General features: G+C 55.6%; 9 protein-coding genes. 4 read left to right on the top strand and 5 right to left on the bottom strand.

The features are described 5' to 3' along the window. From ACF8YQ_RS03095 to ACF8YQ_RS03085, 3 genes are read right to left on the bottom strand one after another with little or no spacing between them, the layout of a single operon-like run. Nucleotides 1–612, bottom strand: a complete 612-nt coding sequence (locus tag ACF8YQ_RS03095) for a type 4a pilus biogenesis protein PilO (protein ID WP_396622559.1) — start codon at nt 610–612, stop codon at nt 1–3. Next, nucleotides 612–1,175 carry a PilN domain-containing protein gene (locus tag ACF8YQ_RS03090; RefSeq protein WP_011784346.1) on the bottom strand — a complete coding sequence of 188 codons (564 nt, stop codon included), beginning with the start codon at nt 1,173–1,175 and terminating at the stop codon, nt 612–614. Before ACF8YQ_RS03090 ends, ACF8YQ_RS03095 begins: the two co-directional genes overlap by 1 nt. Next, complete coding sequence (locus ACF8YQ_RS03085; RefSeq protein WP_036149326.1) at nt 1,175–2,239, bottom strand: pilus assembly protein PilM; 1,065 nt, start codon at nt 2,237–2,239, stop codon at nt 1,175–1,177. Before ACF8YQ_RS03085 ends, ACF8YQ_RS03090 begins: the two co-directional genes overlap by 1 nt. A 237-nt stretch (nt 2,240–2,476) precedes the next feature. Between ACF8YQ_RS03085 and ACF8YQ_RS03080 the strand changes: the two genes are divergently transcribed. After that, nucleotides 2,477–5,017: a penicillin-binding protein 1A gene (locus tag ACF8YQ_RS03080; protein ID WP_396622558.1), complete on the top strand. Its 2,541-nt coding sequence runs from the start codon at nt 2,477–2,479 to the stop codon at nt 5,015–5,017. A gap of 84 nt (nt 5,018–5,101) precedes the next feature. Here ACF8YQ_RS03080 and ACF8YQ_RS03075 read toward each other — a convergent pair whose 3' ends face one another. Next, complete coding sequence (locus ACF8YQ_RS03075) at nt 5,102–6,367, bottom strand: malic enzyme-like NAD(P)-binding protein (RefSeq protein ID WP_396622557.1); 1,266 nt, start codon at nt 6,365–6,367, stop codon at nt 5,102–5,104. A 214-nt stretch (nt 6,368–6,581) separates the two neighbouring features. Continuing rightward, nucleotides 6,582–6,803, bottom strand: a complete 222-nt coding sequence (gene rpmE / locus ACF8YQ_RS03070; protein WP_014420566.1) for a 50S ribosomal protein L31 — start codon at nt 6,801–6,803, stop codon at nt 6,582–6,584. 190 nt (nt 6,804–6,993) lie between these two features. Here rpmE and ACF8YQ_RS03065 point away from each other — a divergent pair, with 190 nt between their 5' ends. The 3 genes from ACF8YQ_RS03065 (at nt 6,994) to argS (ending at nt 13,212) form a co-directional block, all read left to right on the top strand. Next, the gene (locus ACF8YQ_RS03065) at nt 6,994–9,210 is read left to right on the top strand and encodes a primosomal protein N' (RefSeq protein WP_396622556.1); all 2,217 of its coding nucleotides are present in this window, start codon (nt 6,994–6,996) and stop codon (nt 9,208–9,210) included. 216 nt (nt 9,211–9,426) lie between these two features. Continuing rightward, nucleotides 9,427–11,394, top strand: coding sequence for a hypothetical protein (locus ACF8YQ_RS03060; protein ID WP_396622555.1), 1,968 nt, complete (start codon nt 9,427–9,429; stop codon nt 11,392–11,394). Between the two features lie 132 nt (nt 11,395–11,526). Further along, nucleotides 11,527–13,212, top strand: a complete 1,686-nt coding sequence (argS, locus tag ACF8YQ_RS03055) for an arginine--tRNA ligase (protein WP_396622554.1) — start codon at nt 11,527–11,529, stop codon at nt 13,210–13,212.

The following is a 13,212-nucleotide window of genomic DNA, read 5'->3' as shown; positions in this document are numbered from 1 at the left end:
TCATTCTCCAGCCCGGTAGCGGTAAGTACGGGCAACCACCTGCATGTCCAGCTGGTCTCCGTCTCCGCCCATTGGTTTAATGGTTAAATCGTGCAGTGTTACGATGCGCGGCAGGCTCGCCACACTGCTTACGAAAGAGGCCAGCTCATGATAGGAGCCGGATACCCGAATATTAATGGGAAGTTCGGAGTAGAAGTCTCGCTGCTGCTCCGGCTGAAGCTTGACTTCCTGCAGCGCCAACCCACTACCTAATGCGGTGTTGGTAATATCTTCCAGCAAGCCTGGCACTTCCGTCTCACTGGGCAACTGACGCACCAGAGCCCCAAAGGTTTCTTCCATTTCTTCCATCTGGGCCTTGAATACATCCAGGTTCGCCACCTGATAGGCCTTCTGCTCGTAGCGCTGCTTGAGTTCCTGCTCCTGCTGCTCCACCCGATCGAGCTGGGCATACTGATCCTTGATAAAGAACCAGTAACCACCGCCAAGTATCAGGCCGAAGACAACTAACGCCACAATGGCCTTGATTGGTGCCGGCCAGATGCCGGCATTGTTGATATCAAGATCATTGATATCGAATTCGTTAAGACTTTTCAGAGAGTCCGCGAGGCTCATCAGTTATCCTCCCCTTCGGGCTCAGGTGTGCGCTGCTGGACAGAAAGATTGAACTGGCTATAGCCAGAACGGGCGCTGTCTGCTGCGGCCACATTGGTCAGGTTGGGATTGGCAAACCATTCAGAATCTTCGAACTGACGCATCAGGTTCGAAATGCGGCTATTGGACTCAGCCATACCCACTATGTCGAGTCGCTCACCGGTTTTCTTGAGATCGGTGTAGTAAAGTCCGTCAGGAAGGGTTCTCACCAACTCATCGAAGACCCGCACAATTACCGGCCGTTTGCCCTGAAGATCCTGAATCACCTGCATGCGCGCCAGCAACTCATCGCGCTGACGCTTGAGGTTTTCAATCTCCTTGATCTGCTTGTCCAGCTCTTTGGTTGCAGTCTCAATATAGGCATTACGGGATTGCTGATAGGCAATCCGGCTGTCCATATCCGATTTCCAGAGGAAAGCCAGGCCACCCGCGATAATCACGGCGCCCAGTATCATCACAACAAACTGTTTCTGCTTCTCGGCGCGAAGCTCTTCCCGCCAGGGTCTGAGGTTAATCTTTGCCATCAGTCGAAACTCCTCATTGCCAGACCGCAGGCAATCATCAACGAGGGGGCATCATTGCTTAGCGCAGAGGCATTAACCCGGGAGCCCACCGCCATATTGGCAAACGGATTGGCCACCAGGGTTGGCGTTCCAGTTTTCTCTTCCACCATTTCCGTGAGCCCCTGAATCGACGCTGTTCCTCCGGCAAGCACCACGTAATCCACCGCGTTGTACTGACTCGCGCCGAAGAAAAACTGCAGCGCCCGCGCCACTTGCTGAACAACCGCTTCCCGGAACGGGGTCAGGACTTCCTCGTTGTAGTCGTCTGGCAAACCACCCTGCTTCTTGGCCAGACCAGCTTCTTCGAGCGACAACCCGTAACGACGCTGAATTTCTTCCGTCAGCTGTTTTCCGCCAAAAATCTGCTCGCGGGTATAGACCGTCTTACCCTCTGCCAGCACACTCAGAGTTGTCATGGTCGCGCCAATATCAACAATGGCAACCACCAACTCTTCACCCTGGGAGTCGAGCTGAGGTTCAATCAGGCTGTAAGCCCGCTCCAGAGCATAGGCTTCCACGTCGACAATCCTGGTTGTCAGCCCTGCAATTTCCAGGGCGTCTTCGCGGATGTCGACGTTTTCCTTACGGCAGGCCGCCAGCAGCACATCCACCTGATCCGGGTTGGATTCGGACGGGCCCTGGACCTCGAAATCGATCGCCACTTCATCGAGGGGGTAAGGAATGTACTGATCGGCTTCCAGCGCAATCTGGTCTTCCATTTCAAACTCGTTGAGACCACCATCCATCTGGATAACCTTGGTGATCACCGCCGAGCCGGAAACAGCAACAGCCACCTGTTTCACACTGGTACGTGACTTGGACGCGACACGCTTGAGCACTTCCCCAACCGCTTCGACGTCTGTGATGTTTTTTTCAACAACTGCATTGGCCGGCAACGGCTCTACCGCATAGCTCTCGACCTTGTATCGATCGCCATGTTTTGACAGCTCTAGCAGCTTGACCGAACTGGAGCTTACATCCACTCCAAGGACGGCACTGGATTTTTTTCCTGGTAATCCGAACACGCGCTCACCCTATACCTGGTTAAATGCACCCGGCGTTGGAACCCCTGAACCACTCCCTGTAAAGGCGATCATTTCAGAGGCGTTCTATGTGTTTTTTATGTAAGAGAATTTCTTATTTATTCCGTCTACAATGCAATCTCTCGAATTTCGGGAGACATTGCAGACGGCGAGGCGACCGAACCTTCCTAAAGCAATTTCTCAAATAATAGACCTATATCCAACAGTTGTCAGAAAAAAATGTCTCATTTGTTGCGTACATCTCGCGTTTTTGCCTGGTTCTTTCTTACCGGCCTGAGTGTCGCCATTATTATTTCCTCAAGCCTGTATCTTTATCTTCGGCCCAATCTGCCACCGGTCGAGCAATTGCTGGATGTCCGGCTGCAGACGCCGCTTCGGGTGTATAGCAAAGACAACAGATTAATAGCAGAATTCGGTGAAAAGAGAAGGGCACCGATCACAATAGAACAGATCCCTACAATTCAGTTACAAGCCTTCCTGGCAGCGGAAGACGCGCGGTTTTACGAGCACTTCGGAGTCGACATTAGAGGCCTGACGCGGGCTGCAGTGGAACTGATCACCACCGGAGAAATCCAGTCTGGCGGCAGCACCATCACCATGCAGGTTGCAAAAAATTACTTTTTGTCACGCGACCGGACCTTCATACGAAAGTTCAACGAGATACTGCTGGCTCTTCAGATTGAACGTGAACTGGACAAAAACAGGATTCTTGAGCTCTACCTGAACAAGATCTACCTCGGCAACCGGGCCTATGGAATCGCCGCTGCCGCTCAGGTTTACTACGACAAACCGGTGACAGAACTTTCACTGGCCCAGATGGCAATGTTGGCAGGTCTCCCCAAAGCGCCCTCTGCCTACAACCCCCTGGCAAATCCGGAGCGAGCCCTGATTCGCCGTAACTGGATTCTCGGCAGAATGAAAGACCTGGGCTACATCACCGAAGACGCCTGGTCTCTGGCCAGCAAAGCACCGCTGACCGCCAGCTATAACACTCGTGACGCCGAAGTGGATGCCGACTATGTGGCCGAGATGGCCCGGGCCGAAATGGTTCGCCGCTACGGAGAGAATGCTTACACCGATGGCTACAGCGTGACCCTGACCGTCGACAGCGACAAGCAACAAACCGCTACCGAAGCCCTGAGGGCAGGCCTCGAAGCCTATGACCGCCGGCACGGTTTCCGGGGCCCCATCGGACAGTTCGATACTGAAGGCCTGACCCCGGCCGAACTGTCGGACAAGATGCAGAACTACCCGCGGGTTGAAACGCTGATGCCAGCCGTTGTGACATCAATAGACGACGAAAAGAACGAAGTAAAAGTACATGCCCGGCACCTGGGCCCCGGCGTCATGCCCTTTGAAACCATGACCTGGGCGCGCCGATTCCGAACCGAGAGCATCACCGGCCCCGAACCAGAAAAACCTTCGGATGTGGTCAACCCCGGGGAGGTCATCTATGTAAAAGTTGACCAACTGCCACAGATTAAAGACTCTGAGTCAGAACCTGGCAGCGAGAGCGCATCCACGCAGGCCATCACCGAACTGCGAGTTTCCCTGGCGCAAGCACCCCGAATCGAGGGCGCACTTATCTCCCTGGAAGCCAAAACCGGCGCCATTGAAGCTTTGGCGGGCGGCTACAGCTTTAACCAGAGCAAGTACAATCGCGCCACCCAGGCCAGCCGCCAACCAGGCTCAACGTTCAAGCCGTTCCTGTACCTTTCCGCGCTGGAAAACGGCCGAACACCGGCGACCATCTACAACGACGCTCCGATCGTATTCGAAGACTCCGAACTTGAAACCGCATGGCGGCCACAGAACTCATCGGGCCAGTTCTACGGACCAACCACCTTGCGCGAGGGCCTTTACCGCTCCCGCAACCTGGTTTCCATCCGCCTGCTGAGAGACCTGGGCATCAACACCACCCTCAGCTACCTGAAGCAACTCAAACTCCCGACTGAAAACATGCCCTCCAACCTCTCGCTCTCCCTGGGCAGCGGCCTGCTGACACCCATGGAGCTGGCACGAGGCTTTGCGGTGATAGCCAACGGAGGTTACGACGTACAGCCCTACCTGATTGAACGAATCGAGGAATGGGACGGCACCGTGGTCTATGAAGCCCCGAAGACCATATTATGCGACGAGAACTGCGACGCCTCTCAGACGCAGGTCGCCGATGCCGAACAAAGCACTTCGGAGCAACCACCCGAAATTGAAGGGATGACACTGCCAGCCTCCGCAGCCGAGGAGAACACAACCAAACCACGGATTATGCAACGCCTGGCCGACGAACGATCAATCTACATCATGCACTCCATGATGCAGGACGTGGTTCGCCGGGGAACGGGACGTCGCGCCCTGGCCCTGAATCGAAGCGACATTGCCGGCAAGACGGGTACCACCAACGAGCAGAAAGACACCTGGTTCGCAGGCTTCAACCACGATATCGCAACTACCGTCTGGGTCGGATTTGACCAACCCTCTCCCCTGGGTCGCGGCGAGTATGGCGCCAGTACCGCACTGCCGATATGGGTCGACTATATGAAAGTAGCACTGGCAGACCAGCCAGCAGCCACCATGCCCAGGCCCAACGGCATCGTGAATATCCGCATCAACCCGGAAACCGGAGAAAGAGCCCGACCCGGCGAAGAAGCCGTGTTCGAAATATTCAAGGAAGAAGACGCACCCTCGCCTCTGCCAGCCGAGAGTATCGGAGGGAACGGCGACAACGGTAACGGAGGCGACCTGTCACGGCAGATCTTCTGATCTGTCGCAGCACCACCCCAAGCAGGACGCACAAAAAAACCGGCGGGATCTCCGCCGGTTTTTTGAAGCCAGACTACATCCCGATCAGATGATGTCGTCCATAGACTTCAGCGGGTAGTGCGCAGGGTACGGATTACGCGCAACACCGGAATCTACTGCAGCGCGGGCCACGGCGGCCGGCACTACTTCCAGCAGACGAACGTCCATCGGCTTTGGAATGATGTATTCCTTACCGAATTCGAACGAATCAACACCGTAGGCTTCACAGATTTCCTGCGGCACCGGCTCTTTGGCCAGTTCACGGATTGCGTTAACCGCGGCAACCTTCATTTCCTCGTTGATAGCGGTCGCACGTACATCCAGTGCACCACGGAAAATGAACGGGAAGCCAAGCACGTTGTTCACCTGGTTCGGATAGTCAGAGCGACCGGTCGCCATGATCAGATCATCGCGGGTGGCCAGAGCCACTTCCGGGCTGATTTCCGGATCCGGGTTGGAACAGGCAAACACCACCGGGTTCGGTGCCATTTTCGCCAACTGCTCGGCAGACAGAAGATCCGGGCCGGACAGACCCAGGAACACGTCTGCGCCGTCGATGGCGTCGTCCAGAGTGCGCTTGTCGGTATCGTTGGCGAACATCGCCTTGTACTGGTTCAGATCATCACGACCAGAGTGGATCACACCCTTACGGTCGAGCATGAAGATGTTCTCAGAGCGCATACCGCAGCTGATCAGCAACTTCATGCAGGCAATGGCGGCCGCACCGGCGCCCAGACATACCACCTTTGCCTCTTCAATTTTCTTGCCCTGCAGCTCAAGGGCATTGATCATGCCGGCCGCAGTTACGATAGCGGTACCGTGCTGGTCATCGTGGAAGATGGGCACGTTACACTTTTCAATCAGCGCACGCTCAATCTCGAAGCACTCCGGTGCTTTGATGTCTTCGAGGTTGATACCACCGAAGGTATCGGCGATACGCTCAACAGTTTCAATAAACGCTTGCGGGCTTTCGGAATTAACCTCGATGTCGAAGACGTCAATTCCGGCAAAGCGCTTGAACAGTACGCCCTTGCCTTCCATAACCGGCTTGCTCGCCAGAGGGCCGAGATTACCCAGACCCAGGATAGCGGTACCGTCAGAGATCACGGCAACCAGGTTACCCTTGGCTGTGTATTTGTAAGCGTTCTCGGGGTCCTTCGCGATCTCGCGGACCGGTTCGGCAACCCCGGGGCTGTACGCCAGGGAGAGGTCGCGGGAAGTCTGGGTCGGCTTCGTGATTTCAACACTCAGCTTACCCGGCCGCGGTTTGGCGTGATATTCAAGGGCTGCTTCTTTCAGATCTTGAGACATTGCCACTGTTCCGTTTGTCACGTTTAAAGGTAAATCCCGCTGGAGCTCGCCCAACGGAGCGCGCCATTATGGCGCGCCCGACCCAAAACGACAAGCCGAAATCGAATATTTTATGAACAGTCAATAGTGCATTTTGCGTATATAGCAAACTTTATTTTTCATTGGCGCACAAAAAAAGCGCCAAAAGGCGCTTTTTTCAACATCCCGGCGCGGATCAGTCTTTCTTGCCACCGATACGGCTGCCGAAACGCTTCTGGAAGCGATCGATACGACCACCGGTGTCCATAACCTTCTGCTTGCCGGTGTAGAACGGGTGGCACTGGGAACATACGTCCAGCTGCAGATCGTGGCCGATGGTAGAACGGGTCTTGATCACATTACCGCAGGAACAGGTAGCGGTGATGTCTTCGTACTTCGGGTGAATACCTTCTTTCATGGCGAACCTCGTTAGGTCATGCCGCTACCTGATCACGGGGCATCTTAGCTGCCCAAGTGCCAGGCACCGCATGTTTGAATCAATTGAAAAGACCGTGCACAATCAAGCCCGGCCAGAAACAGACCGCGAATCTTACTGACAAACCCGACCACAGGCAAGTATCTTGGCCATCCGGAACAGTCCGGACACCATGCAACCAGCCTACTTTTGCCCGCTTTCAGGATACGCAGTTACCGTGACACGGCCCTCAACCGCTCGCATCGCCCTGAATCGCCCGCTCCGGCGACTCTTTGATTACCGAATCCCGGAGACCATGACCGTCTCCCCCGGGCAACGCGTGAAAGTACCCTTTGGCAGGCAAACCCTGACCGGCCTTGTGGTGGAAACCGGCGTGACACCACCGGACGGCATTACCCTCAAGCCCATCCTGGAAGTGCTGGAGCCGTGGCTCGCCTTACCCACAGCCACCTTCCAACTCCTTAGCTGGGCCAGCGACTACTATCAGCACCCCTTGGGTGAGTGCCTGTTCACCGCCCTGCCTCCCGCATTACGCCGAGGCCGGCCGTCACAGCAGAAACAGGATGAACACTGGCAAGGCACCCAAAACATCGCCCCACTGCCGGCCAACGCCCATCGACAGAAAGCCTTGCTGGAATCCATCCAGCGCGCACCCGGCATATCGACCGGCGAACTGGTTAAAGCCGGCTTCAACCGCCCTCAGATCAAAAGCCTTCGCGATAAAGGCCTCATCGAACTTAGCGATCCACAGCATCCGACTTTCAGCGAGAGCATCGTCACAGTAGACGGCCCCAGACTCTCACCCGCGCAACTGGCAGCGGCCAAAGAATTACCGCAGGTTACAGATCGCTTCAGCGCCACACTTCTTTATGGCATCACCGGGAGCGGCAAAACCGAGCTCTATCTTCATTACCTGACACAAAAACTGCAGGACGACCAACAGGCTCTGGTACTGGTTCCCGAAATCAACCTCACGCCCCAGACCCTCGAGCGCTTCAGGCGTTACTTCGGCAACCGGATTGTAGCCTGGCACTCGGCCCTGAACGACAGCGAACGCTTGGCTACCTGGCTGAGAATCCGACATGGGGAACCGGTTATTCTGATTGGCACCCGCTCCGCCGTCTTGCTGCCGTTCACGAATCTTCGCGCCATTGTTGTGGACGAAGAACACGACAACTCCTACAAGCAGGGCGAAGGGTTTCGCTATTCGGGGCGGGACGTTGCTGTCTATCGGGCTCACCTGAATCAGTGCCCCGTCATCCTGGGCTCAGCAACGCCTTCGCTGGAATCATGGCACAACGCCAGGCAAGGCAAATACCACCTTATCCGGCTGGAACAACGGGCTGGCAATGCCTCACCTCCGGAAGTGGAATTGCTCGACATCCGCAGCCGCCCTCTGGAGGCCGGCCTTTCGCGCCCCACCCTGAACGCTATAAAGGAAACACTGGTACGAGGTGAGCAGGCACTGGTATTTGTGAACCGGCGGGGATTCGCCCCCATTATGATGTGCTTCGATTGTGGCCACATGGAGGAATGCCCGCGCTGCGATACCCGACTGACATACCATCGCCGGGACAGAGCCATGCGTTGCCATCACTGCGACTTCCAGATGGCCGCAAGCCACAGCTGCCCCAAATGCCGGAGTGAAAATTTCAAACCCGTAGGCCAGGGCACAGAGCGCACAGAAGAAGCCCTGGCCGAACAGTTTCCGGACACCCCCATTGTACGGGTAGACAGGGACAGCACCCAGCGCAAAGGGAGTATCCAGAATATACTGGCTCAGGTTAACAGCGGTGCCCCCTGCATACTGGTGGGCACCCAGATGCTCGCCAAGGGCCATGACTTTCCCAACGTGACCCTGGTTGCCGTCGTCAACGCCGATGGCGGCCTGTTCAGTGTCGATTTTCGGGCGCCGGAACAGATGGTGCAGACACTATTGCAGGTCAGCGGCCGCGCTGGCCGGGGCGAAAAACCTGGCAAAGTGCTTATCCAGACCTGTCACAGCGACCACCCGCTATTGAAATCTCTCTGTAAGGGCAACTACGCCGCCCTGGCAGACCAACTTCTGACTGAACGCCAAACCGGCGCCCTGCCACCATTCCGCGCCATGGCCATACTCCGCGCGGAAGCCGACACCATGCAGGCAAGCCTGCAACTGTTAGACAGCATTAAACCAATGACGGCCGCGAACGGCATAGAAACCTGGGGGCCGCTACCGGCGGTAATTGCACGTAAAGCCGACCGGCACCGAGCGCAACTAATCTTGTGTAGTGACAGCCGAAAGCAGCTGAACCGGCTACTGAGCCAGATCTGTCAGCATCTGGATCAGAGCAAACTGCCGGCGAGCACTAAATGGATTGTGGATGTGGATCCCCAGGAGACCGGGTGATACCCTACACTCCAAAATGTGACACAGCGCCCACCATGCAATTCGTTACAATCTTTTTCAGAATTCCCCATTCGTAACCATTTCGTTTGAATTGACTGTGCTATGATTTCCAGCCATATAACCAACAAACCTAGAAAGAGACCTGAGGTTGCGGTTCTCGTGCAGGGAATACGCAGCGAAAAGGCTTTTGCTGTAAACGAAAACTGGAGATAAAAAATGTCAGGGAAATTCCTTGCGCGTGCGTCGGCGTTGTCGCTGGCTGTGTTGTTGGCGGCTTGTGGGGGTGATGATGATTCTACTCCGATTGTTAATGTGAACCCACCTTCCAACCCGGATTCCACTCCCGGCGAAACCGACACAGGGACAGGAACCACCAATCCGGATGATGGAACAACAACGCCTGGAGAAGAAACTCCGCAGATATTGGCACTACTCGGCAACGGGACAGGTAGCAGTTTTTCCGAGGGCCAACTTTTTAGCACAACTCCAACAATACCGTCTGGCGGATCGCACTCTTTTGATCTGACAATTGCCGACCCTGAAACCAAAGAGCCTTGGCTTAAATCCGGTCAAAGCATTAGCTATGCCTCACCCTGCATTGACGCTGGCCTTGCAAGTATTGAGGGCCCGACAACCGCGGCCTCTGGCATAATCAAAGCACGCTATGTCAGTTCGGGATGCTATGACACAGATCTAGTTCACGCATTTGTCGAAGACAGCCCCACTCCGGCGGCCTCTGGCGCCGTCACTATCGAACCACCAGAAACATTGGAATTGGCCTTAACCGATTACAACCCTGTTACCGAGTCCTTCTCGTCAGTCAACACCATCCTTAGCACTTCCACTAGCATCGCAAAGAATGGTCAAGCTCGACTCACAGTGGGTATTGTTGATGTTAATAACGGTAACAGCTTGCAGAATGGCATCCCCTTCACCGTAAACTTTGAATCATTTTGTGCCGGCGGAGAAAATAACTCTCAATTTGAACCAGCATCTGTGAGCACCACCAGCGGTATCGCAGAGACAATTTTCACTGCCGGCAGTTGCACACAAAACCCGCAAAAGATTACCGCAACACTTGAGAGTGAAAGTGGTCAGCTCGTTCCTAAAGCCACTATCGAAATAGCTGTTGATGAAACACAGGCATTCCAGCTTGTAGCTGCGCTTCCGGACCCGATGAGCATCGCCCCCTCGACCTTGTCCGAAGAAGGGCGTGAAACTGCCGCAACTGTCAGCTTTACCCTCAAAGATCAAACAGGCGAACCGCTAAAATTTGAAGACGTCACCTTCACAATAGATCGCCCTGGCACCGCCGACTTTATTGAACAAGGCACTGGCAGCATCGTAAACAGCGTTACTGCGAATACGGGCAACGATGGTGTGGCGACAGCCCAGGTGCGAGCAAAAGAAGGCGTTGATCATGAAGAGTTTCGGGTTATCGCAACCTTCGGAGACCTGATGACATATACGCAACCAATTGTGGTGAATTCACTACTTCCGTACCAACCGAAGTTCTCACTCAGTGCAGAGAATTTCGCACCTGACACTTGGGGTGTAAATGGCGTTCAATCCAACCTGACCCTTTACGTTGCGGATATAAATGGCAACCGCATTAGAGGGAACGTCTATGTAAACTTTCAGACCGATCAAGGCTCAATTGACCCTGATTGCGTAGTGACCGATGGCCGCTGCACCGTGACCTGGGAAAGTCTGCTAACTGACGCCCCATATGCCAACATCACCGCTTCAACACATGGTCGGATCACCACAACACAGATAGGGACAATCTCATCTACAACCACACTGTTAATGTCAACAAATGATAACGTTTTCCTAGAACTCTCACGAAAAGGCGCCCAAGAGATTACAGGAACTGAGTATTGCGCAACCGCGTGGGTTCAACTTCCTGGAGAGGGTTCCTCCAAATTTTCTCCGCCTGTAGGGACAACGATTAACTTTGCCGTCGATACGGGGGAAGCCGTACAAGGCGCCGTTACTTCCAAGACTATTGGCTCTACCGGAAGCCTTGTCTTCGATTCTGATGGCTACGAGGTTTGCACAAAAATTAAACCGGAAGCGGATGAAACCGTAACCCCGACCGTTTACACCATCGAGCTTACGGCAACGGTGCAAACCCCTGGCGAGGGAGCAGCAGAAACAGAAATTATCGCTGAGACCTGGTAAATCGTAAAAAGCCCGGCCCCCAGCGCCGGGCTTTTTGCTTACACCCCAACTTTCCGCGATAATACGCCCCTTCTGATTTCAACGGGCGCCCTGCCCTGTACCCATTCTCCTGAACACCGAGTCATCTGACGCATGAAAGAGACCGTATCCGAGCTTCTCCAGTCCGCACTGGCGGCCCTGCAGTCTGAAGGCACCCTGCCGGCAGACCAGGCCTTTACCCCGCAGGTGGGCAACACCAAGGACAAATCCCACGGCGACTACGCCTGCAACATTGCCCTGGTGGCCTCGAAAGCTGCCGGCTGCCCGCCGCGAAAGCTGGCCGAGGCACTGGTAGCCGCGTTGCCGGAAAGCGCGGCCGTGGAGAAGGTAGAGATTGCCGGGCCGGGCTTTATCAACTTTTTCATGAGCACCGCCAGCGCCTTCGGCATTGTGAACACCATCCTGGATGAAGCTGACCAGTTTGGTCGCAACAACTCGGGCAAAGGTGAAAAGGTTCAGGTGGAGTTTGTCTCTGCTAACCCCACCGGCCCGCTGCACGTGGGCCACGGCCGCGGTGCCGCCATTGGCGACTGCCTGTGCCGCCTGCTGGAAGCCAACGGCTACGACGTTACCCGGGAGTTCTACTACAACGACGCCGGCGCCCAGATCAACAACCTGGCGCTGTCGGTTCAGGCCCGGGTGAAAGGCCTGACGCCAGAAGACGAAAGCTGGCCGGAAGACGGCTACCGTGGCGACTACATTGTTGACGTGGCTAACGCCTATATGGCCGGCGAAACCGTGATTGCAGACGACCGGAAAGTGACCGCCAAGGCCGATCCGGAAGACCGGGATGCCATCCGGGAATTCGCCGTCGCCTACCTGCGCCGTGAACAGGACCTGGACCTGAAAGCCTTTGGGGTTCAGTTCGATGTGTATTTCCTGGAATCCTCTCTGTACGAGGATGGCAAGGTGGAAGCCACCGTTGAGCGCCTCAAGGCCAACGGTTACACCTATGAGCAGGATGGCGCCATGTGGCTGAAAACCACCGAGTTCGGCGACGACAAAGACCGGGTGATGCGCAAGAAAGACGGCGGCTACACCTACTTCCTGCCAGATGTCGCTTACCACCTGGACAAGTGGCAACGCGGTTTTACCACCGTGATTAACGAGCAGGGTGCCGACCACCACTCCACCGTAACCCGCGTTCGCGCGGGCCTGCAGGCCCTGAAGGTAGATATTCCACAGGGTTGGCCGGATTACGTTCTGCACCAGATGGTGATGGTGACCCGCTCCGGCCAGGAAGTAAAAATCTCCAAACGTGCCGGTAGCTACGTTACCGTGCGGGATCTGATCGACGAAGTGGGCCGGGATGCCACCCGCTTCTTCCTGGCGGCACGTCGCGTGGACTCCCAGTTGACTTTCGATATCGACCTGGCGCGCTCCCAGACCAATGAAAACCCGGTGTATTACATCCAGTATGCCCATGCCCGGATTTGCAGCGTGCTGCGCAAGCTGGCCGCCGAGGGCGTACAGCGTGGCATGAACGAATGCGTCGGCGAACTGAGCCTGCTGACTCTGGATGAAGAAAAAGAGCTGGCCAACCAGTTGGCGAAGTATCCGGAACTGATTGCCAACTCCGCCGCCCAGCGCGAGCCGCATCACCTCACCCATTACCTGCGTGAGCTGGCGGGCCAGTTCCATACTTACTACAACGCCCACAAGGTGCTGATTGAAGATACCGCCCTGCGGGACGCAAGAGTCAGCCTGTACCTGGCCGTGCGCCAGGTGATTGCCAACGGCCTGGACCTGCTCGGCGTAAGCGCACCAGAGGAGATGTAA

The organism is Marinobacter sp. W-8, assembly GCF_044342215.1.
Classification (GTDB): domain Bacteria; phylum Pseudomonadota; class Gammaproteobacteria; order Pseudomonadales; family Oleiphilaceae; genus Marinobacter; species Marinobacter nauticus.
Note: the sequence above shows the minus strand (reverse complement) of the source record. Positions and strands in the feature narration are given on the sequence as shown.